Annotated in this window: 15 protein-coding genes, 2 tRNA genes and 3 rRNA genes; 9 read left to right on the forward strand and 11 right to left on the reverse strand. The window is 59.2% G+C overall.

Annotated features, from left to right (window positions below; all coding sequences use genetic code 11):
* The first annotated feature begins 106 nt into the window (after nucleotides 1–106).
* From ACGI6K_RS19115 to ahpC, 5 genes are all read left to right on the forward strand, one after another.
* Complete coding sequence (locus ACGI6K_RS19115; protein ID WP_376948027.1) at nucleotides 107–616, forward strand: DUF4124 domain-containing protein; 510 nt, start codon at nucleotides 107–109, stop codon at nucleotides 614–616.
* Nucleotides 570–1,235, forward strand: a complete 666-nt coding sequence (locus ACGI6K_RS19120) for a DUF4124 domain-containing protein (protein ID WP_376948028.1) — start codon at nucleotides 570–572, stop codon at nucleotides 1,233–1,235. Before ACGI6K_RS19115 ends, ACGI6K_RS19120 begins: the two co-directional genes overlap by 47 nt.
* A 183-nt stretch (nucleotides 1,236–1,418) precedes the next feature.
* A complete protein-coding gene (gene glnL / locus ACGI6K_RS19125) occupies nucleotides 1,419–2,504 on the forward strand; it encodes a nitrogen regulation protein NR(II) (RefSeq protein WP_376948029.1) in 1,086 nt (361 codons plus the stop codon).
* Nucleotides 2,501–3,937 carry a nitrogen regulation protein NR(I) gene (ntrC, locus tag ACGI6K_RS19130; RefSeq protein ID WP_376948030.1) on the forward strand — a complete coding sequence of 479 codons (1,437 nt, stop codon included), beginning with the start codon at nucleotides 2,501–2,503 and terminating at the stop codon, nucleotides 3,935–3,937. Before glnL ends, ntrC begins: the two co-directional genes overlap by 4 nt.
* A gap of 281 nt (nucleotides 3,938–4,218) precedes the next feature.
* On the forward strand, nucleotides 4,219–4,782 hold the full coding sequence (ahpC, locus tag ACGI6K_RS19135; protein WP_376948031.1) for an alkyl hydroperoxide reductase subunit C: 564 nt from the start codon (nucleotides 4,219–4,221) through the stop codon (nucleotides 4,780–4,782).
* A gap of 129 nt (nucleotides 4,783–4,911) precedes the next feature.
* Here ahpC and ACGI6K_RS19140 read toward each other — a convergent pair whose 3' ends face one another.
* Complete coding sequence (locus ACGI6K_RS19140; protein WP_376948032.1) at nucleotides 4,912–6,717, reverse strand: acyl-CoA dehydrogenase C-terminal domain-containing protein; 1,806 nt, start codon at nucleotides 6,715–6,717, stop codon at nucleotides 4,912–4,914.
* A gap of 213 nt (nucleotides 6,718–6,930) precedes the next feature.
* Entirely contained in the window at nucleotides 6,931–7,626 is a 696-nt protein-coding gene (gene bioD, locus ACGI6K_RS19145; protein WP_376948033.1) for a dethiobiotin synthase, read from the reverse strand.
* 159 nt (nucleotides 7,627–7,785) lie between these two features.
* On the opposite strand from bioD, the gene ACGI6K_RS19150 reads away from it, so the two are divergent.
* On the forward strand, nucleotides 7,786–8,607 hold the full coding sequence (locus ACGI6K_RS19150) for an NADPH-dependent oxidoreductase (protein WP_376948034.1): 822 nt from the start codon (nucleotides 7,786–7,788) through the stop codon (nucleotides 8,605–8,607).
* Nucleotides 8,608–8,714: 107 nt separating this feature from the next.
* Here the strand turns inward: ACGI6K_RS19150 and ACGI6K_RS19155 are convergent, their stop codons facing one another.
* The 7 genes from ACGI6K_RS19155 to tyrS all read right to left on the reverse strand — a co-directional run bounded on the left by ACGI6K_RS19155 (nucleotide 8,715) and on the right by tyrS (nucleotide 16,692).
* Nucleotides 8,715–9,239 carry a flavodoxin gene (locus tag ACGI6K_RS19155; RefSeq protein WP_376948035.1) on the reverse strand — a complete coding sequence of 175 codons (525 nt, stop codon included), beginning with the start codon at nucleotides 9,237–9,239 and terminating at the stop codon, nucleotides 8,715–8,717.
* A gap of 423 nt (nucleotides 9,240–9,662) precedes the next feature.
* Nucleotides 9,663–9,778 (reverse strand): 5S ribosomal RNA (gene rrf, locus ACGI6K_RS19160).
* A gap of 161 nt (nucleotides 9,779–9,939) precedes the next feature.
* Nucleotides 9,940–12,831: ribosomal RNA gene (locus tag ACGI6K_RS19165) — 23S ribosomal RNA — on the reverse strand.
* A gap of 245 nt (nucleotides 12,832–13,076) precedes the next feature.
* Nucleotides 13,077–13,152, reverse strand: a tRNA-Ala gene (locus tag ACGI6K_RS19170).
* A gap of 44 nt (nucleotides 13,153–13,196) precedes the next feature.
* A tRNA-Ile gene (locus tag ACGI6K_RS19175) sits at nucleotides 13,197–13,273 on the reverse strand.
* Nucleotides 13,274–13,364: 91 nt separating this feature from the next.
* A 16S ribosomal RNA gene (locus ACGI6K_RS19180) occupies nucleotides 13,365–14,900 on the reverse strand.
* Together the 16S, 23S and 5S rRNA genes with 2 tRNA genes alongside form the textbook arrangement of a ribosomal RNA operon.
* Nucleotides 14,901–15,492: 592 nt before the next feature.
* Nucleotides 15,493–16,692: a tyrosine--tRNA ligase gene (gene tyrS, locus ACGI6K_RS19185; protein WP_376944212.1), complete on the reverse strand. Its 1,200-nt coding sequence runs from the start codon at nucleotides 16,690–16,692 to the stop codon at nucleotides 15,493–15,495.
* A gap of 399 nt (nucleotides 16,693–17,091) precedes the next feature.
* Between tyrS and ACGI6K_RS19190 the strand changes: the two genes are divergently transcribed.
* Nucleotides 17,092–18,534, forward strand: a complete 1,443-nt coding sequence (locus tag ACGI6K_RS19190; protein ID WP_376944214.1) for a peptidoglycan DD-metalloendopeptidase family protein — start codon at nucleotides 17,092–17,094, stop codon at nucleotides 18,532–18,534.
* A gap of 1 nt (nucleotide 18,535) precedes the next feature.
* Complete coding sequence (locus ACGI6K_RS19195) at nucleotides 18,536–19,630, forward strand: anhydro-N-acetylmuramic acid kinase (RefSeq protein WP_376944216.1); 1,095 nt, start codon at nucleotides 18,536–18,538, stop codon at nucleotides 19,628–19,630.
* Nucleotides 19,631–19,696: 66 nt separating this feature from the next.
* On the opposite strand, the gene erpA is transcribed toward ACGI6K_RS19195, so the two are convergent.
* Both erpA and argC read right to left on the reverse strand, forming a co-directional pair.
* Nucleotides 19,697–20,047: an iron-sulfur cluster insertion protein ErpA gene (erpA, locus tag ACGI6K_RS19200; RefSeq protein ID WP_376944218.1), complete on the reverse strand. Its 351-nt coding sequence runs from the start codon at nucleotides 20,045–20,047 to the stop codon at nucleotides 19,697–19,699.
* A 133-nt stretch (nucleotides 20,048–20,180) separates the two neighbouring features.
* Nucleotides 20,181–21,215: an N-acetyl-gamma-glutamyl-phosphate reductase gene (gene argC / locus ACGI6K_RS19205; RefSeq protein WP_376944220.1), complete on the reverse strand. Its 1,035-nt coding sequence runs from the start codon at nucleotides 21,213–21,215 to the stop codon at nucleotides 20,181–20,183.
* A gap of 133 nt (nucleotides 21,216–21,348) precedes the next feature.
* On the opposite strand from argC, the gene hemJ reads away from it, so the two are divergent.
* Nucleotides 21,349–21,777, forward strand: coding sequence for a protoporphyrinogen oxidase HemJ (gene hemJ / locus ACGI6K_RS19210; protein ID WP_376944222.1), 429 nt, complete (start codon nucleotides 21,349–21,351; stop codon nucleotides 21,775–21,777).
* The last annotated feature ends 3 nt before the right edge of the window (nucleotides 21,778–21,780 follow it).

Here is a 21,780-nt window from a genome sequence, read left to right on the forward strand (position 1 = left end):
GCCTTTCTTTTTTGAGTGATCGCCATAACGCTCCGAGAAGGCCGGACTTGCCAGCCCTGCAGTCGCGGCGCAAGGTTTCGTCCGACGTCTTTCGCGGAAATCCGCCATGCGCAGTGCGTTGCCCGGCCTGCTCCTGCTGCTGGCCCTTCCGGCCGGTGCACAGATCTACAAATACCTCGACGCCAACGGCAATCCGGTCTTCAGCAGCCACCCCCCCGAGAGCGTGGCCGCGGAAAAGGTCGAGCTGCCGCCGCCCAGTATCGTCATTCCGCCGCCTCGTCCACCGGAAGCGGCCCGGCACGGGGAGCAATCCGGGAAGATCGATTATAGCCGCCTCGAACTGACCGGTATTGCGGACGGCGAGTCCCTGCGCGCCAACGATGGCAGCTTCGCCGTCGAGGTGGCCATCGGGCCCGGTCTGCGCCCCGGACACAGCTTGCGCCTGCTGCTGGATGGCCAGCCCTACGGCCAGCCGGGTTACGCCACACGCCTGGAACTGGTCAATGTCGAGCGTGGCGAACACAGCCTGGCGGTGGAGGTGCTCGCGGGCGAAGACGCCCTGCAGCGGAGTGCTGCGCTGCGCTTCACCGTCCAGCGGGTCCATCGGCGCAGATAGAGGTCTTCGTGCAAATCATCCCTTCTGCCTGGCCCTGCTCGCCTTCCCGGCAACGGCCGGGATCTACAGTCATCTCGACGAACAGGGCAATCGGGTCTTCACCGACCGCCCCCTGGACGGCGCACCGGCGACCCACCCGAGCCCGACCAACAGCATGCCCGCCCCGGCCATGGCGGAGCCAGCACCGGGAAAGCCCAGCGCCCGGACGAAGAAGCTCGGCTACCGCTGGCTGCGCATTCTCGCTCCGCTACCCGACGCCACCGTGCGCGATGCCGGTGCGCTGACAGTGACCGCCATCAGCGAGCCCGGCCTTCATCCCAGCCATCGCTATCGGCTGCGGCTCGACGACACGCCAATCGGCCCAGGCGGATCGGAACCGGTCTTTTCCCTGGACAACCTGGAACACGGTACCCATTCGCTAGCCGTGGACATCCTCGACGCCGAAGGCCGCCTTCTGGAAAGTAGCCCCGAACAAGCCGTGCATGTGACACGCCCCACGCTGATCCAGAAACGCCTGGCTAGGCCCTGCCAATTCGCCGATTACGGTGTACGCCCGGAGTGTCCGCAAAAGGACAAGCCAGTCCAGAAACGAGACATCTCCTACATCCCGTTTCTGTAGGTTTCGCCCTGTTTTGGGGCGAATCACGTCCTGCCCTTACTATAATGTTTCCATATTGGACCATCCGTCGTGCGCAAGGCGCGCCAAAAGCCGGCATGGAGCACGCCTTTCCATCGCCTCGAAAATTCCGGTGCGCTTTTTGCATTTGCCGACCCGATGCCGGAGCCCTGGTAGATTCAGCCAATGCCTGATAACGACAACCTGCACCGACTGTTGCTGGATAACCTGACCACTGCCACCATCCTGCTCGACGGCGAGCTGCGTCTGGAATACATGAATCCCGCCGCGGAAATGCTGCTGGCCATTAGCGGCCAGCGCAGCCACGGACAATTCATCAGCGAGCTTTTCACCGAATCCCCCGAAGCCCTGGTTTCCCTGCGCCAGGCCGTGGCCGAGGCGCATCCGTTCACCAAGCGCGAAGCCCAGTTGACGTCGCTGACCGGCAAGACCCAGACGGTGGACTACGCGGTGACACCGGTCATCTGCCGTGGCCAGACCCTGCTGTTGCTAGAGGTCTACCCACGCGACCGCCTGCTGCGGATCACCAAGGAAGAGGCCCAGTTGTCCAAGCAGGAAACCACCAAGCTGCTGGTACGCGGCCTGGCCCACGAGATCAAGAACCCGCTCGGCGGCATCCGCGGCGCGGCCCAGTTGCTGGCCCGCGAACTGCCGGACGAGGCCCTGAAGGACTACACCAACGTCATCATCGAAGAGGCCGATCGCCTGCGCAATCTGGTAGATCGCATGCTCGGCTCGAACAAATTGCCGTCCCTGGTATGGACCAACGTCCACGAAGTGCTGGAGCGGGTCTGCAGCCTGGTGATGGCGGAAAGCGAGGGGCGCATCATACTGGTGCGCGACTACGACCCGAGCATCCCGGAAGTGATGATCGACCGCGAACAGATGATCCAGGCGGTGCTCAATATCGTGCGCAACGCCATGCAGGCGTTGACCGGCCAGAGCGATCTGCGCCTCGGTCGAATCTATCTGCGCACCCGCACCCTGCGCCAGTTCACCATTGGCTATGTCCGCCATCGCCTGGTCTGCCGGGTGGAAATCATCGACAACGGCCCCGGCATTCCCGCCGAACTACAGGAAACCATGTTCTATCCCATGGTCAGCGGTCGCCCGGACGGTACCGGGCTGGGCCTGGCCATCACTCAGAACATCATCAGCCAGCACCAGGGACTGATCGAATGCGAAAGCCATTCCGGCCATACCCGCTTCTCGATCTACCTGCCGCTGGACCCAGGAGCTTCATCCTCATGAGCCGAAGCGAAACCGTGTGGATCGTCGACGACGACCGCTCCATCCGTTGGGTTCTGGAAAAGGCCCTGCAACAGGAAGGCATGACCACCCAGAGCTTCGACAGCGCGGACGGCGTGCTCAGCCGCCTGTCCCGCCAGCGACCCGACGTGATCATCTCCGACATCCGCATGCCCGGTGCCAGCGGCCTCGAGCTGCTGGCACAGATCCGCGAGCATTACCCGCGCCTGCCGGTGATCATCATGACCGCGCACTCCGACCTGGAAAGCGCGGTGGCCTCCTACCAGGGCGGTGCCTTCGAATACCTGCCCAAGCCATTCGACGTCGACGAAGCGGTGTCGCTGATCAAGCGTGCCAACCTGCACGCCCAGGAGCAGCAGGGGCTGGAGGTGCCGACCATCCAGGCCAACACTCCGGAAATCATCGGCGAGGCACCGGCGATGCAGGAGGTGTTCCGTGCCATCGGCCGCCTCTCCCACTCCAACATCACCGTGCTGATCAACGGCGAGTCCGGAACCGGCAAGGAACTGGTCGCCCATGCCCTGCACCGTCACAGCCCGCGTGCCAAGGCCCCCTTCATCGCGCTGAATATGGCGGCGATCCCGAAGGAATTGATGGAGTCCGAGTTGTTCGGCCATGAGAAGGGTGCCTTCACCGGCGCCGCCAGCCTGCGCCGCGGACGCTTTGAGCAGGCCGACGGCGGTACCCTGTTCCTCGACGAGATCGGCGACATGCCGGCCGATACCCAGACACGTCTGTTGCGCGTGCTGGCCGATGGCGAGTTCTATCGGGTCGGCGGTCACACGCCGGTCAAGGTCGACGTACGGATCATCGCCGCCACCCACCAGAACTTGGAAAACCTGGTGCAGGCCGGCAAGTTTCGCGAGGATCTGTTCCATCGCCTGAACGTCATCCGCATCCATATCCCGCGTCTCTCCGACCGTCGCGCCGACATCCCCGCGCTGACCCGGCATTTCCTCAACCGCGCCGCCGTGGAGTTGGCGGTCGAGCCCAAGACGCTCAAGCCGAAAACCGAGGAGTACCTGAGCAATCTGCCCTGGCCCGGCAACGTGCGCCAACTGGAGAACACTTGCCGCTGGATCACCGTGATGGCCTCGGGCCGCGAGGTGCACATCGACGACTTGCCGCCGGAACTGGTCAACCATGCCCAGGAGAACGCGCCGGCCAGCAATTGGGAACAGGCCCTGCGTCAGTGGACCGATCAGGCCCTGGCCCGCGGTCAGTCGAACTTGCTGGACATCGCCGTGCCGGCCTTCGAGCGGGTGATGATCGAGAGCGTACTCAAGCACACCGCCGGACGCCGTCGCGATGCCGCCCTGCTGCTCGGCTGGGGACGCAACACCCTGACGCGCAAGATCAAGGAACTCGGCATGCACGTAGGCGGCAGCGACGAGGAAGACGGCGACGAGGGCTGAGCCCTCTTCCCCACATCGATCTGGCCCGTCGTCCTGTGTCGGGCCGTTTTCAACACTGGCCACGACGTACATATCGCCATACGGGCCACGGAAATAATCTTTTCGACATGCAGGGCTTGTATCGTGAAGCGGCCAGCCCCATATCGACCATTCGGCATATGCCATCGCCGAAACTTTCGATTGATTGGAACAATGAACCCCATACGGTCAATCAATGAAGGTTCTTCACTGGATCGCGTAACATCGCCCCTGTTTTTTCATCCACAAAAAGGAGTTCGCAGATGTCTCTGATCAACACTGAAGTCAAGCCGTTCAAGGCCACCGCCTACCACAACGGCAAGTTCATCGACGTCACCGAAGCCGACCTGCAAGGAAAGTGGTCCGTATTCTTCTTCTACCCGGCCGACTTCACTTTTGTCTGCCCGACCGAGCTGGGCGACTTGGCCGACAACTACGCCGAACTCCAGAAGCTGGGCGTGGAAATCTATGCTGTGTCCACCGACACCCACTTTACCCACAAGGCCTGGCACGACAGCTCCGAGACCATTAAGAAACTGCAGTTCCCGATGGTCGGTGACCCGACTCTGGCCATCTCCCGCAATTTCGAAGTGCTGATCGAAGAAGCCGGTCTGGCCGAACGTGGCACCTTCGTCGTCGACCCGCAAGGCAAGATCCAGATCATCGAGCTGAACGCCGGCAACATTGGTCGCGATGCCAATGAACTGCTGCGCAAGATCAAGGCTGCCCAGTACGTCGCCTCCCATCCGGGCGAAGTCTGCCCGGCCAAGTGGAAAGAAGGCGAAGGCACCCTGAAGCCGTCCCTGGATCTAGTCGGCAAGATCTGAGCCGTCACGGACCTTCGCATCGCGGGACCGAAAACCAGTCCCCTTTGCATATGAAAAACGCCCGGCTGCGATGCGACCGGGCGTTTTTCATTGCCGTCTGCCCTGAAACCTCGGGCAGGACGCCGGTCCTCAATAGCCCAAATCGAAATCCTCCGCCGTTATTTCCATCAGCGGGCCGGCACCGCTGAGCATGGCCTCCACGTGCGCACGAGTGCGCGGCAAAATGCGGGCGAAGTAGAAGCGTGCAGTTTGCAGCTTGGCGTTATAGAAAGCTGCCTCGCCGCTGCCGGCAGCCAGTTTCTGCTGGGCCACACGGGCCATGTCTGCCCAGAAATAGGCCAGACAGACATAACCGGAATACATCAGATAATCGACTGCGGCAGCCCCTACCTCTTCGCGGTCCTGCATCGCCTGCATACCGATCTTCAGGGTGATGTCGCCCCATTCCTTGTTCAGCCGGGTCAACGGCTCGACGAAAGCCTTAAGTCCCTCGTCTTCGGCGTGAGCCTTGCAGAACTTGTGCACGATCTTGGTGAAGACCTTGAGCGACTCGCCCTGGGTCATGAGCACCTTGCGTCCGAGCAGATCCAGCGCCTGCACGCCGGTGGTTCCTTCGTAGAGCATAGCGATGCGGCTATCGCGCAGGTTCTGCTCCATGCCCCATTCGCGGATATAACCGTGCCCGCCATAAACCTGCAGGCCGAGGCTAGAGGCCTCGAAGCCGGTCTCGGTCATAAAGGCCTTGGCGATCGGCGTGAGGAAGCCCAGCAACAGGTCGGCCGCTGCACGCTCCGCGGCGTCCTGGCTGTAACGGGCGATGTCCACCTGCCTGGCGGAAAAATACAGCAGTGCCCGGTTGCCCTCGGCGAAGGCCTTGATGGTGAGCAGCATGCGCCGCACGTCGGGGTGCACGATGATCGGGTCGGCTGGCAGCTCCGGAGCCTTCGGACCGCTCAGGGCACGCATCTGCAGGCGCTCGCGGGCATAGCGGATCGCCCCCTGAAAAGCTACCTCGGTATGCGCCAGACCCTGCAGCGCGGTTCCCAGGCGGGCGGTGTTCATGAAGGTGAACATGCAGTTGAGGCCCTTGTTCGGCGGGCCGATCAGAAAGCCGGTAGCGCCGTCGAAGTTCATCACGCAGGTGGCGTTGCCATGGATGCCCATCTTGTGCTCGATGGAGCCGCAGGACACCTGGTTGCGCACCCCCAGCCCGCCATCGTCGGCCGGCAGGAACTTCGGCACAATGAACAACGAAATGCCCTTGGTGCCGGGAGGTGCGTCGGGCAGGCGAGCCAGCACGATATGCACGATGTTCTCCGCCAAATCATGTTCGCCGGCGGAAATGAAGATTTTGGTGCCGCTGACCCGATAGCTGCCGTCGGCCTGCGGCTCGGCACGGGTGCGCAAAAGCCCCAAATCGGTACCGCAATGCGGCTCGGTCAGGCACATGGTACCGGTCCACTCGCCGGACACCAGTTTGGCCAGATAGGTCGCCTTCTGCTCCTCGGTACCATGGGCCGACAATGTATTCATCGCCCCCTGGGCCAGCCCTGGGTACATGCCCCAGGCCCAGTTGGCTTCGCCGATCATTTCGGTCATGGCGACGCCAAGGGACTCCGGCAGACCCTGGCCACCATGCTCGACGGCATGCGCCAGACTCGGCCAGCCGCCCTCGACGAAACGCCGGTAGGCCTCCTTGAAGCCAGTCGGGGTCTTCACTCCGGCCTCACTCCAGCTACAGCCCTCGAGATCCCCCACCCGGTTGAGCGGCGCGATCACCTCCTCGCAGAAGCGCGCGCCCTCCTCGAGGATGGCATCCACCACATCGGGTGAGGCATCCGCCCCACCAGGCAAGCTCCGGTAGTGAGCCGGGTAGTCGAGCAATTCATCGCGAACGAAACGGATATCCCGCAAGGGGGCCTTGTAGTCGGACATGGCGATACCTCGGCGACTCGGATCAAAGGTATGGACAGCTCTGCGATCACGGAAGACACCCTGCAGAGCCTCACCTCATCATTGCACGTATTGTTTCCGATAACTATTTTAGCCCGTGCCTGTCAGGCAGCAGTCATCTTGGCGAAGAAGCAGCCGGCTCCGTACGAAACGGGGGCAATCCTGGGAATGCATTCGGCACTGGGCAACTCTTGTTCATACCTTGAAACTCAGGCCCAGCGGGGCCAGGTCAAGATAGCGGGCCACGGCTGCTGGCGAGGCCTCCGGTAGCCAGGGGATTCGTCCCAGACAAGGCGCCGGCAGACGCTCGGCAAGCGTCGCAAGATTCTCGTCCAGGCGCGAAGCATGCGAATCGACGATGTTGGCCACCCAACCAGCCAGTATCAGCCCATCGCGGGCGATCGCCTCGGCGCTCAACATTGCATGGTTGATGCAGCCCAGGCGCACACCGACCACCAGGATCACCGGTAGACCGAGGGCCACAGCCAGATCGGACAAGTTTTCACGCCCGGACAAGGGTACCCGCCAGCCACCGGCACCCTCGACCAGGGTGAAGTCGGCTCCACGCGCCAACATCAGTCGCGCCGACGGAAGCAGCGCCGCCACCGTCAGTTCGACACCTACCTCGCATGCCGCCAAGTGCGGAGCTATGGCAGGCGCGAAGGCGAACGGATTGATCTCGGCATAATCCAGCGTCAGCGAACACTCACCGAGCAGCGCCAAGGCATCGCCATTGCGCAACCCTGCGGGCGTGCCCTTACAGCCGGAGGCGACCGGCTTGGCAGCCACGGTAGACAAACCTGCCTGCCGGGCAGCATGCAGAAGGCCACAGGCGACAGTGGTCTTGCCGATGTCAGTGTCGGTGCCGGTAATAAAAAAGGCGTGATTCACGACATTCTCCAATTGACTGAAAATCGGGCAGATCCACCCATCGACAAGCAGGGGTTATCAGCATAGAGCGAGCCGCTATTTCACCGCATTGCCACCTGGCTTTATGGTGAGAAGCCTTTTGAGCAAGACCGTGCATCGACTCAGGATGAGGATCCATCAATGTCCGAAGCCCCCACCGACCTCCTGCAACAACGTTATGGATCAGGAGCCAGTCCCGCCGTGATCGACAATCCTATCATCACTGCCCTGCTCGCCCACCGCAGCGTCCGTGCCTACCTCGACCGGCCATTGCCGGAAGGAACACTGGAGACCCTGCTGGCCGCAGCCCAATCGGCCGCGACCTCCTCCAATCTGCAGGCGTGGAGCCTGCTGGCCGTCGCCGATCCCGAACGCAAGGCCCGCCTGGCCACCCTCGCCGGCAATCAGGCGCATATCCTTCAAGCGCCGCTGCTGCTGGTCTGGCTGGCAGATTTCTCCCGCATCCGCCGCCTGGCGGACCTACAAGGCGCTGAACTGGAAGCGGTGGATTATCTGGACAGCTTCCTGGTCGCCAGCCTCGACGCTGCCCTGGCCGCACAGAACGCCGCGGTCGCCGCCGAATCCTTGGGTCTGGGAACTGTTTATATCGGAGCCTTGCGCAACCGACTTTCCGAGGTCATTGAAGAACTGCGCCTACCACCGCTGGTGTATCCGGTCTTTGGCCTCTGCGTTGGCTACCCCGACCCCGTCCACCCGGCGGCCATCAAGCCGCGTTTGCCACAGGAACTGGTGTTGCACCGGGAAACCTACAGGGTATCGCCCACGGAAGCCGGCGCGATCGAGCGCTACGACCGCATCCTGGCGGACTTCTACAGACAACAGGGCCTACCTAGCGCCAACTGGAGCAGCCAGGCGATAGAGCGGCTGAAAAAAGTGGAAACCCTGAATGGCCGGGAACAGATCGGCCAGCGCCTAAAAAAGCAGCAATTCGAATTGTTGTGAAAACCATTAGCCGAATGCCGCAAAACTAGCTCAGCAGTTTTGCGGCATTCGGGAAAATGTCCCAGCCCCGCGGGCTGGGCGATCAAAAGCAGGCCCTGAGCACTCGGTCAAGCCGGCAGAAACTCCTCCTGTAGCACGGCGACCCAGCGCTCAAGACGCTCGTCGGTCTTGTCCGCCTCGTTGATTTTGTCGAACGGCAGACCTACAAATTTGCCGTCACGCACGGCAAAGGAATACTCGTAGGTATAACCATCAGTCGGGAAGCTACCGACCAAGGAGGCACCGCGTGCCTTGAATTTATCGTACAGCACGCCCAATGCACTGACGAACTGCTCACCGTGAGAAACATAGTCGCCGGCACCAAACAGGGCGATCGTCTTGCCGGAAAAGTCGGGCTTCTCGTTGTCCAGTTCGAGCAGCGGATCACGCCAATCGTTCTGCACCTCGCCAGATCCCCAGGTGGAACAACCGAACAGCAGGTGGTCATATTTCAGCATATCGTCGAAATCGACGAAGTCCTCTTCCATGTTGTACAGATCGCAGCGTTCCTCGCCCAAGAGCCCAGCAAGCTTTTCAGCCACTTTCCCGGTAACGCCGGAGGAGCTGCCATAGAAGATGCCGATACGTGACATACCGTATTTCCTTTTTGAATGAAACGATTGAATTTGTGTATTACCAAAATCGAGCAGGAGTTCGGCACTCTCATCCTATTCAAACGATGCAACGTTGGACTCGGCCTCTTACACAAGACAGCCAACGATGTAGCCGGTAGGACGACGAGGAGAAGCAAGCCAATGAAATACCGAGCCGCTATGGGCGGCAAAAAATAAGAATTATTGTCAAATTTCCGGTCACGCCTCGTCAAGTCCCGAGGGTAGGTCGAGAAGGGTACTGAACGGAACAGCGGCGCGCCGGGAGGGAAACGGCCGGGGCGCCACCCGACGGGCCTGCGGAGAGAGGCGCCCTTAGCGGGGCCGGCCTGTCGGGGCGGGACTGCGCCCGGGGCAAGCAAAAACCCCCGGGCCGACGAGACGGTCCGGGGGTTCGCAAAAGGGGCTTGACGATGACCTACTCTCACATGGGGAAACCCCACACTACCATCGGCGAGGCGTCGTTTCACGGCTGAGTTCGGGATGGGATCAGGTGGTTCCAACGCTCTATGATCGTCAAGCAATTCGGCTGCCGCCGTGTCGAGGACACGACAGCCAATCGGGTCGGTGATAGCAGTAACCTGTTTCCGGCAGTGTGCGGTCCAGCCAAATCTTCGGCCTGTCGGCTGCGCCCTCTGCAGGCCACCCTGCTGGGGCGGACAACAGATTGTTTGGGCGTTATATGGTCAAGCCTCACGGGCCATTAGTATGGGTTAGCTCAACGCCTCACAACGCTTACACACCCCACCTATCAACGTCGTAGTCTGCGACGGCCCTTCAGGGAGCTCAAGGCCCCGGTGAGATCTCATCTTGAGGCGAGTTTCCCGCTTAGATGCTTTCAGCGGTTATCTCTTCCGAACGTAGCTACCCGGCAGTGCCACTGGCGTGACAACCGGAACACCAGAGGTTCGTCCAACCCGGTCCTCTCGTACTAAGGTCAGCCCCTCTCAAATCTCAAACGTCCACGGCAGATAGGGACCGAACTGTCTCACGACGTTCTAAACCCAGCTCGCGTACCACTTTAAATGGCGAACAGCCATACCCTTGGGACCGGCTTCAGCCCCAGGATGTGATGAGCCGACATCGAGGTGCCAAACACCGCCGTCGATATGAACTCTTGGGCGGTATCAGCCTGTTATCCCCGGAGTACCTTTTATCCGTTGAGCGATGGCCCTTCCATACAGAACCACCGGATCACTAAGACCTACTTTCGTACCTGCTCGACGTGTCTGTCTCGCAGTCAAGCGCGCTTTTGCCTTTATACTCTGCGCGTGATTTCCGACCACGCTGAGCGCACCTTCGTACTCCTCCGTTACGCTTTGGGAGGAGACCGCCCCAGTCAAACTGCCCACCATACACTGTCCTCGATCCGGATAACGGACCGGAGTTAGAACCTCAAGCATGCCAGGGTGGTATTTCAAGGATGGCTCCGGGGGAACTGGCGTCCCCCCTTCACAGCCTCCCACCTATCCTACACAAGCAGGCTCAAAGTCCAGTGCAAAGCTACAGTAAAGGTTCACGGGGTCTTTCCGTCTAGCCGCGGATACACTGCATCTTCACAGCGATTTCAATTTCACTGAGTCTCGGGTGGAGACAGCGCCGCCATCGTTACGCCATTCGTGCAGGTCGGAACTTACCCGACAAGGAATTTCGCTACCTTAGGACCGTTATAGTTACGGCCGCCGTTTACCGGGGCTTCGATCAAGAGCTTCGCTTGCGCTAACCCCATCAATTAACCTTCCGGCACCGGGCAGGCGTCACACCCTATACGTCCACTTTCGTGTTTGCAGAGTGCTGTGTTTTTAATAAACAGTCGCAGCGGCCTGGTATCTTCGACCGGCATGGGCTTACGGGGTAAACCCTTAACCCTCACCGGCGCACCTTCTCCCGAAGTTACGGTGCCATTTTGCCTAGTTCCTTCACCCGAGTTCTCTCAAGCGCCTTGGTATTCTCTACCCGACCACCTGTGTCGGTTTGGGGTACGGTTCCTGGTTACCTGAAGCTTAGAGGCTTTTCTTGGAAGCAGGGCATCAACCACTTCGCCTTCGTATAAGAAGGCTCGTCATCGGTTCTCGACCTTGACCACCCGGATTTGCCTGAGTGATCGGCCTACCGCCTTAAACTTGGACAACCAACGCCAAGCTGGCCTAGCCTTCTCCGTCCCCCCATCGCAGTAACCAGAAGTACGGGAATATTAACCCGTTTCCCATCGACTACGCTTTTCAGCCTCGCCTTAGGGGCCGACTCACCCTGCGTCGATTAACGTTGCGCAGGAACCCTTGGTCTTTCGGCGTGGGTGTTTTTCACACCCATTGTCGTTACTCATGTCAGCATTCGCACTTCTGATACCTCCAGCAAGCCTCTCGACTCACCTTCACAGGCGTACAGAACGCTCCTCTACCGCGCAGCTTGCGCTGCACCCGTAGCTTCGGTGCCTGGTTTGAGCCCCGTTACATCTTCCGCGCAGGCCGACTCGACTAGTGAGCTATTACGCTTTCTTTAAAGGGTGGCTGCTTCTAAGCCAACCTCCTAGCTGTCTAAGCCTTCCCACATCGTTTCCCACTTAACCAGGACTTTGGGACCTTAGCTGACGGTCTGGGTTGTTTCCCTTTTCACGACGGACGTTAGCACCCGCCGTGTGTCTCCCGTGCTGGCACTTGCCGGTATTCGGAGTTTGCATCGGTTTGGTAAGTCGGGATGACCCCCTAGCCGAAACAGTGCTCTACCCCCGGCAGTGATACACGAGGCGCTACCTAAATAGCTTTCGAGGAGAACCAGCTATCTCCGAGCTTGATTAGCCTTTCACTCCGATCCACAAGTCATCCGCTACCTTTTCAACGGGAGTCGGTTCGGTCCTCCAGTCAGTGTTACCTAACCTTCAACCTGCTCATGGATAGATCGCCCGGTTTCGGGTCTATACCCAGCGACTTGGCGCCCTATTAAGACTCGCTTTCGCTACGCCTCCCCTATACGGTTAAGCTTGCCACTGAATATAAGTCGCTGACCCATTATACAAAAGGTACGCAGTCACCCAACCAAGTGGGCTCCCACTGCTTGTACGCATACGGTTTCAGGATCTATTTCACTCCCCTCTCCGGGGTTCTTTTCGCCTTTCCCTCACGGTACTGGTTCACTATCGGTCAGTCAGGAGTATTTAGCCTTGGAGGATGGTCCCCCCATGTTCAGACAACGTTTCACGTGCGCCGTCCTACTCGATTTCATTGACCAGGGACTTTCGTGTACGGGGCTATCACCCGCTACGGCGGCCCTTTCCAGAGCCTTCCACTAATCCCTCGCCAACTTAAGGGCTGCTCCCCGTTCGCTCGCCACTACTAAGGGAATCTCGGTTGATTTCTGTTCCTCAGGGTACTTAGATGTTTCAGTTCCCCTGGTTCGCCTCTTGCCCCTATGGATTCAGGACAAGATACCCGGCTTGTGCCGGGTGGGTTTCCCCATTCAGAGATCGCCGGATCACGGGCCGTTTGCCGCCTCCCCGACGCTTATCGCAGGCTACCACGTCTTTCATCGCCTCTGACTGCCAAGGCATCCACCGTATGCGCTTCTTCACTTGACCATATAACCCCAAGCAATCTGTGGCCTCGCGGCCGTGCCTGGCTGGTGTGAAGACGACATTTGCCGAACATTTGCGCTTGAACTCGCACATTTGCCTTGACCGCGCCGACCGCAGTGAAACGAGCGGCGCGTCGTACTTCTATCACATACCCGAATTGTTAAAGAACGGTTCTGGCGCAAAGACCAGAAATCAGCATTCGCCCGATGGGAAATGCTCATTTCTAAGCTTTCAGCGATGGTGGTGGATGGTGGAGCCAAGGAGGATCGAACTCCTGACCTCCTGCGTGCAAAGCAGGCGCTCTCCCAGCTGAGCTATGGCCCCTCTTGCCTTGCGCGAGGTCGACACTGGCCACACCCCGTGACAATTGGTGGGTCTGGACAGATTCGAACTGCCGACCTCACCCTTATCAGGGGTGCGCTCTAACCAACTGAGCTACAGACCCAATCGTCTCACTCTCGGGTCTAAACCCAATCGCTGTTTGCCAGGGAATCAAGCAATTCGTGTGGGTGCTTATGAAAAGCCGGATCTTCGATTAAGGAGGTGATCCAGCCGCAGGTTCCCCTACGGCTACCTTGTTACGACTTCACCCCAGTCATGAATCACTCCGTGGTAACCGTCCTCCCGAGGGTTAGACTAGCTACTTCTGGAGCAACCCACTCCCATGGTGTGACGGGCGGTGTGTACAAGGCCCGGGAACGTATTCACCGCGACATTCTGATTCGCGATTACTAGCGATTCCGACTTCACGCAGTCGAGTTGCAGACTGCGATCCGGACTACGATCGGTTTTCTGGGATTGGCTCCGCCTCGCGACTTGGCAACCCTTTGTACCGACCATTGTAGCACGTGTGTAGCCCTGGCCGTAAGGGCCATGATGACTTGACGTCATCCCCACCTTCCTCCGGTTTGTCACCGGCAGTCTCCTTAGAGTGCCCACCCGAGGTGCTGGTAACTAAGGACAAGGGTTGCGCTCGTTACGGGACTTAACCCAACATCTCACGACACGAGCTGACGACAGCCATGCAGCACCTGTCTCTGCGCTCCCGAAGGCACCGCTCCATCTCTGGAACGTTCGCAGGATGTCAAGGCCAGGTAAGGTTCTTCGCGTTGCTTCGAATTAAACCACATGCTCCACCGCTTGTGCGGGCCCCCGTCAATTCATTTGAGTTTTAACCTTGCGGCCGTACTCCCCAGGCGGTCGACTTAATGCGTTAGCTGCGCCACTAAGCTCTCAAGGAGCCCAACGGCTAGTCGACATCGTTTACGGCGTGGACTACCAGGGTATCTAATCCTGTTTGCTCCCCACGCTTTCGCACCTCAGTGTCAGTATCGGTCCAGGTGGTCGCCTTCGCCACTGGTGTTCCTTCCTATATCTACGCATTTCACCGCTACACAGGAAATTCCACCACCCTCTACCGTACTCTAGCCCAGTAGTTTTGGATGCGGTTCCCAGGTTGAGCCCGGGGCTTTCACATCCAACTTGCCGAACCACCTACGCGCGCTTTACGCCCAGTAATTCCGATTAACGCTTGCACCCTTCGTATTACCGCGGCTGCTGGCACGAAGTTAGCCGGTGCTTATTCTGTCGGTAACGTCAAGGCGCTTGGGTATTGACCGAGCGCCCTTCCTCCCAACTTAAAGTGCTTTACAATCCGAAGACCTTCTTCACACACGCGGCATGGCTGGATCAGGCTTTCGCCCATTGTCCAATATTCCCCACTGCTGCCTCCCGTAGGAGTCTGGACCGTGTCTCAGTTCCAGTGTGACTGATCATCCTCTCAGACCAGTTACGGATCGTCGCCTTGGTGGGCCTTTACCCCACCAACTAGCTAATCCGACCTAGGCTCATCTGTTAGCGTGAGGCCCGAGGGTCCCCCACTTTCTCCCGTAGGACGTATGCGGTATTAGCGCGGGTTTCCCCGCGTTATCCCCCACTAACAGGCAGATTCCTAGGCATTACTCACCCGTCCGCCGCTCGCCGGCAACCCGAAGGTCCCGCTGCCGCTCGACTTGCATGTGTTAGGCCTGCCGCCAGCGTTCAATCTGAGCCATGATCAAACTCTTCAGTTTCAATTCGTTTGGATCCTAAGATCCTAAACTCGGCTCAGCAATCGCCATATCTCAACTCATGAATTCACGAGTCGCTTGGACGTGCTGACTGTCTTGCGATGCCAGGCTTGCCACAAGCGCCCACACGAATTGCTTGATTCCACTTTGTTAAAGAGCGTTTCGGCCGGGCTTCCCCATCCGAGGCCGCGCATTCTACCGCAGCCGTTGAACCTGTCAAGCGTTTCGAGGCGTGTTTGGCAGCCTCTTCGCCGACCATTTCCTGCCCTGCTTTATGGCCAAGCCGTTGATTTTCAAGGGCTTGCCCTGCCAGGCAGAAAGTGGGGCGCATTATAGGACCTGAAAACGGAACGTCAACACTTAATTGAAATTCTTTTAAATCAGGCCGGCAGCCACGAGCGGGCAATCAATCCATGGCAAGGACAGAACGACACCTTGAATCGAATAATCTTCGTTTCCGATACCGAGGAAAGCTTTCCCTGACAAGCGCATCACCCTATCTACCGATAGCGCCCGCCCACATAAAGCAGGCCACCACCAGAGAAAGGCAAACCCAGGCGAGCCGAATCGCGTCGATGGAAAAACCTGATAACCGTTATTCCGCCTTCAAGATAATTTTGGCAAAAGACTTCTTGCCTGCCTGACAGACATGGGTTGAACCAAGTTGAAACAGGAAGCCACGATCAACCACCGCACCATCCACTCGAACCCCTCCAGAGGAGAGCAAATCACGCGCCGCAGCAGCGTTCTTGACCAAGCCTGCCTTATTCAAAACGGCAGCGATGGGCATATCTTCCGTGGAAAGCAGTTGGATTTCGGGCAAACTCTCCGGCAACTCGCCATCCTTCATGCGATTTCCGGCCGAACGGTGCGCATTGGTGGCCGCTACTTCTCCATGGAAGCGCGCCACGATCTCCTCGGCCAGCTTGATCTTGATGTCGCGAGGGTTGGCCCCTTGGTCGACGTCGGACCGGAAAGCATCGATCTCTTCCATCGAACGGAAGCTCAGGAGTTCGAAGTATCGCCACATCAGCGAATCAGGGATGGACACCAGCTTACTGTACATGACTCCCGGCGGCTCCTGAATGCCAACATAATTACCCAACGACTTGGACATTTTCTTCACGCCATCCAGGCCTTCAAGCAGAGGCATAGTGACTACGCACTGGGATTTCTGGCCATAAACACGCTGTAGCTCGCGCCCCATCAACAGATTGAACTTCTGGTCCGTCCCCCCCAGCTCGACATCGGCCCGCAGGGCAACCGAGTCGTATCCTTGCATCAACGGATAGAGAAATTCATGGAGGGCTATCGACTGATTAGCTGTATAGCGCTTGCTGAAATCGTCGCGCTCGAGCATACGAGCAACCGTGCAATGGGAGGTGAGCCGGACGAAGTCGGCCGGCGTCAATTGCTCGATCCAAGCAGAGTTGAAAACCACCTCCGTCTTGGCCGGATCGAGGATCTTGAAAACCTGAGCCTTGTAGGTTTCAGCGTTTTCCAGCACTTGATCACGAGTTAAAGGAGGTCGGGTTGCGCTTTTGCCAGTGGGATCACCAATCATTCCGGTGAAATCGCCTACAAGGAAAATCACTTGGTGTCCCAAGTCCTGAAATTGGCGCAGCTTGTTGATGAGTACGGTATGTCCAAGATGAAGATCTGGAGCAGTGGGATCAAAACCGGCCTTGACTCGCAGAGGCTGGCCACTTTTCAGCTTCTCGACCAGATCAGCCTCGACCAAGACTTCCTCCGCACCACGCTTGATCAGCGCCAACTGCTCTTCAATCGACCTCATGAGACCCCATCAGACAAAGAATGGAAAAGGTATCAACATTACAAGATTGCCTGCGAATTACAAGGCTCAACCTGCCCAGGTCCCACCATCGCAGCAGCCTCCCCCCTTGCAAGCGGCTCGGAGCCAAGGATATGGCGCAAAATGCGCTCCTGCAGGACAAGCCATAACCCGTAACCTAATTTTTGAGAGCTGCTCCAGCCTTGAGGAAAAGCCCGTTGAAGCCGTTGAAGAGAGTCCTCTGACTCGAAGCATCCCGACGACGAGCACTTTCCCGCCGGAGCAAGAACCACAGAAACGTGCCAACCTTTCTTCCTGACAGGCACACTTCCGCCTCAGGGTTGCCTCATAGGCGATTTGATTATATTTTAGGCAGTTACTGTAACTTAAACACCCTTCGCCATGACTCCAAAAGACACCAAAGCCCTGCTCTACCCCAAAAGCCATATTCTGGCTGCAGGCGGTGTAGCAGCGCTGTTAAGCCTGGCCCTGCTGGTGTTTCCGTCACGCGAGGTGGAGGCAAAGAAGCCCCTCATCCATCCGAAGATGGAAAATGCCTCAACTCAGAGCGAAGAAACAGACGACCAAAAGCTAGAACTGCTGCCTATCGACGAGGAAGCAGAACCGCCTTTTGTCGTGCTCGAAAGCTCCACGGACAGCCAGCCGCCCCCTGTGGAGCAACCGGCCCAGCAGGCGGAAGCAGAAGCCCCCGCCGCAGTGGCCGCGACGCCATCCCCGCCTGTAACGCCTACAGTGGTGACCTCTAGCAAGGGCGATACCCTTTCCACGATTTTTGCCAAAGCAGGAGTTCCTGCATCCATCCTGCAGGAAATCCTCCATGACAAGGAGGCGGCCAAATACTTGGGCCGCATTAAAACCGGCCAAAAATTCGAATTTACCTTCTCCGCTGATGGCGGGCTGCAGACTCTGAGCGCGAATCTGGACAAACTGGAAAGCGTCGAAATCAGCAAGTCCGTTCAAGGGGTTTCCGTCAAGCACGAGATCGCCAAACCCGAGATGCGGACTGTCTACGCCCGTGGCGTGATCGGCAGCTCCTTTTCCCTGGCGGCCAAGAAGGCCGGTCTGAGCCACGGTCAGACCGTGTCGCTGTCGAAGATCTTCGCCTATGACATAGATTTCGCTCAGGACATTCGTCGGGGCGATGAGTTTGAAGTGATCTACGAAGAGAAGCGTCTCGGCAGCAAGCGCCTGCATCAGGGCAAGATTCTCGCCGCACGCTTCACCAATCGAGGCAAAACTTACACGGCTGTACGCTATACCAACAAGCAGGGTGCAACCCACTACTACACCGTTGACGGCAACAGCATGCGCAAGGCTTTCATCCGAACTCCAGTGGACTTCGCCCGCATCAGCTCGCGTTTTTCCAACGGCCGCCGCCACCCGATTCTCAACAAGATTCGCGCCCACAAAGGTGTGGATTATGCCGCACCACGCGGCACGCCGATCCGAGCAACCGGCGATGGAAAGGTGGCCCTCGCCGGCCGCAAGGGAGGCTATGGCAATACCGTGATCATCGAGCACGGCAACAACCAGCAGACCTTGTACGCGCACATGCAAGGCTTTGCCAAAGGGATTCGCACGGGCAGCACCGTAAAACAGGGACAGATCATTGGCTATATCGGAACCACCGGACTATCGACCGGCCCCCATCTGCACTATGAATTCCAGATCAATGGTACCCACGTCGATCCCTTGTCGCAGAAGCTGACGATGACCAACCGGATCAGCCGGGGCGAAAGGCAGCGCTTCCTGCAGCGGACCCAGCCGTTGATGGCCCGGATGAACACGGAAAAGGCCACGATGCTAGCCATGGACAAGCGCTGACATGACGCTTTATCTAGGAGTAATGTCAGGCACCAGCCTGGACGGAATAGACATTGTCCTCATCGCCCAGGAGGGGCCCCAGACCAAGCTGCTCAGCACCCACTATTTACCCATGCCTGCAGATCTTCGTATCGATCTGTTGTCCCTCTGCTCTCCCGGTCCCGATGAGCTGGTACGAGCAGCTCTTGTCGAACAAAAGTGGGTGCATCTGGCTTCCCAAGGTATCGGCAGTCTGCTTGAACGGCAAGGCATCGAGCCTGCCCGGATTCGCGCCATTGGCAGCCATGGGCAAACCGTCCGCCACCACCCCGCTCAAGGCGTTACCATTCAGATCGGCAATCCGGCCTTGCTAGCCGAGTGCACCGGCATCAGCGTCGTCAGCGATTTCCGGCGACGCGACGTGGCCGCTGGCGGTCAAGGTGCACCACTGGTACCGGCCTTCCATCAAGTGCTATTTGCAGACGACAACAGTCGCCGCGCCATTCTCAATATCGGTGGTTTCAGCAACCTGACTCTGATCGAACCGGGAAAACCGGTCTACGGTTTCGACTGCGGTCCCGGCAACGTTCTTCTGGATGCCTGGATACAACATCAGCAGGGCGCCGAGTTCGATCGCGACGGAGCTTGGGGGGCCAGTGGCAAGGTGCAGCCGGCATTGCTGCAGACATTGCTTGGCGACCCCTTCTTCCTGACCCATGGCCCGAAAAGCACGGGTCGCGAACTGTTCAACATGGACTGGCTGAGCCAGCAACTGGCCAAATTGCCAGCCATGGCACCGGTGGACATACAAGCCACACTGCTCGAGTTCACGGCCGCTAGCACCGTAAACGCCTTGCAAGCAGTTCAGGACAAGACCGACGAGTTGCTCGTCTGCGGCGGCGGCGCCCATAACCAAGCACTCATGGGACGACTGGCCACGCTATTGCCTGCTACCAGGGTGGCCAGCACCGAAGCCTACGGAATCCCTCCGGACTGGATCGAGGCCATGGCCTTCGCCTGGTTGGCGCATTGTTGCCTGGAAAGTATTCCTGCCAACCGACCGAGCGTGACCGGTGCGCGGGGTCCCAGGATTCTCGGGGCGATCTACCCGGCCTGAATTTCAAGCGCCGCGCAGACAGGCAAAAACGCCACCTCAAGGGTGGCGTTTCGGCTTGGTCCGACTTCAGACCGAGAAAGACTGACCGCAGCCACAAGTGGTCGCGGCATTCGGGTTCTTGATCAAGAAGCGCGAGCCTTCCAGCCCTTCCTGATAATCGACCTCGGCCCCAGCCAGATACTGGAAGCTCATGGGATCGACGACCAGGCTGACGCCTTCACGCTCGACGATGGTGTCGTCTTCGGCGACATCTTCATCGAAGGTGAATCCATACTGAAAACCCGAGCACCCCCCGCCCGTGACAAAAACACGGAGCTTCAGACGCGGATTGCCTTCCTCGCTGATCAGAGTCTTCACCTTGTTTGCGGCCCCCTGCGTAAAGAGCAGCGGAGTCGGGATGAAGGTTTCGACGGTCATGCTGGTGACTCCCCGGCGCCATGCGCCCTGACTAACGTTGGAATGGATTATCCCCCTGGCCGAAAAACCCGGTCAACAGACTGCGGGCCGCCGGCGGATCTCGCCAAATTACTCGACCGGCCCCGAAAGGCGATCAGGGCAGCAGAGCGGCGTGGGCCAGGCCGAGCCGCTCATCCAGATCGAAGAGGATGTTCATATTCTGCACGGCCTGACCGGAGGCTCCCTTGACCAGATTGTCAATTACCGACAGCACCACTACCAGATCGCCGCCCTGCGGCCGGTGCACAGCGATGCGGCAAACGTTGGCACCCCGCACGCTGCGGGTTTCCGGGTGGCTGCCGGCCGGCATGACGTCGACAAAGGGCTCGCTAGCATAGCGTTTCTCGTAGAGCGCTTGCAGATCCACGGAACGGTCGGCGACGCTCGCGTACAGGGTGGCATGAATACCACGGATCATTGGCGTCAGATGCGGCACGAAGGTCAACCCGACCTCTCCCCCGGCCGCGCGGCGCAGGCCCTGGCTGATCTCCGGCAAGTGGCGGTGCCCCTTCACCGCGTAGGCCATCATGCTTTCACTGGCCTCGCAGAACAGCGAACCGACCTTGGCTCCGCGACCGGCGCCGCTGACCCCGGACTTGCAGTCGGCAATCAGCCGCGCGTTATCGGCCAGACCGCCCTCCAGCAGCGGCAGGAAACCCAGTTGGGTCGCTGTCGGATAGCAACCGGGAACGGCGATCAGACGCGCGCTGCGAATTCGCTCGCGGTTCACTTCCGGCAGACCATAGACCGCCTCCGGCAACAACTCCGGAGCGCCGTGCGGCTGGCCGTACCAGCGAGCCCACTCCTCGGCATCTTGCAGGCGGAAGTCGGCGGACAGATCGATCACCCGGGTACCGGCGGCCAGCAACTCGCCGGCCAGGGCATGGGCGACGCCGTGCGGCGTGGCGAAGAACACCACATCGCAGCCTCCCAGAACTGCGCTGTCCGGCACACTGAAGGCCAACTTGTCGTAATGGCCGCGCAGATTTGGGTACATATCGGCAACCTTCACCCCCGCTTCCGAGCGCGAGGTGATCACCGCCACCTCCGCCTGCGGATGCTGCGCCAGCAAACGCAGCAGTTCGACCCCGGTGTAGCCCGTACCGCCAACGATACCGACCTTGAGCATAACCCGCCCTCGCATCAAGCCACTGAAAGGGGACCGATGATAAAGCCCCGGCCAGCGCCCGGCCAACCGCCCGGATGACGTACCTTGCCACCAGCCACTAGTATTCCGGCTTTATCGCTATCGGGAGTACCCCATGCTCTACCTCTGGCTGAAAGCCCTGCATATCATCGCCGTTGTTTGCTGGTTCGCCGGACTCTTCTATCTACCACGGCTGTTCGTCTACCACGCCATGAGCGAAGACCAGACCAGCCGCGAGCGCTTCTGCGTCATGGAGCGCAAGCTCTACCGGGGCATCATGAATCCCTCGCTGATCGCCACCCTGCTGCTCGGCGCAGGGCTCATCGCCCTGAACCCGGGCTATTACTTCAGCCAAGGCTGGATGCACGCGAAACTCACAGCCGTCCTCCTGCTGATCGGCTACCATCATGTCTGCGGCGCTCAGCTCAAACGCTTCGCCAGCGGTGAAACCCCGCATGGCCATGCATTCTTCCGCTGGTTCAACGAAATTCCCGTGCTCTTCCTGCTAGCAATCGTGATCCTGGTCGTGGTACGCCCGTTTTGACAG

This window comes from Azorhizophilus paspali (assembly GCF_043587585.2).
GTDB lineage: Bacteria > Pseudomonadota > Gammaproteobacteria > Pseudomonadales > Pseudomonadaceae > Azotobacter > Azotobacter paspali.